The organism is Mesorhizobium sp. 01N446, from assembly GCF_056399285.1.
The window spans coordinates 1-354 of sequence record NZ_JBFTRA010000057.1; the positions used below are offsets into that span (position 1 = coordinate 1).

At 60.2% G+C, this 354-nt stretch carries 1 protein-coding gene; it reads right to left on the reverse strand.

The features are described 5' to 3' along the window. The coding region (locus AC1DPX_RS35205) for a solute carrier family 23 protein (RefSeq protein WP_477242632.1) at positions 1-317 on the reverse strand (317 nt) is incomplete at its 3' end. Between the last annotated feature and the right edge of the window lie 37 nt (positions 318-354).

Consider the following 354-nt stretch of genomic DNA (forward strand, 5'->3'; position numbering starts at 1 on the left):
ACAGCGCACAGCGCGATGCCCTTGAGGCCGAAGTCTTGCGCGCCGGTACCGGTGCCGACCAGCATGCCGCCAATCCCGAACACCAGCGTGACCGAGACAATCACCAGGTTGCGCGCTTCGGCCAAATCGATCTTGTGGCGGATCATGGTGTTCATGCCCACCGCAGCAATCGACCCGAACAACAGGCAAAGAATCCCGCCCATCACCGGCACCGGGATGCTTTGCAGCAGCGCACCGAACTTGCCGATAAACGCCAGGCTGATAGCAAAGATCGCCGCCCAGGTCATGATTTTCGGGTTGTAGTTCTTGGTCAGCATCACCGCGCCCGTCACTTCGGCGTACGTGGTGTTAGGT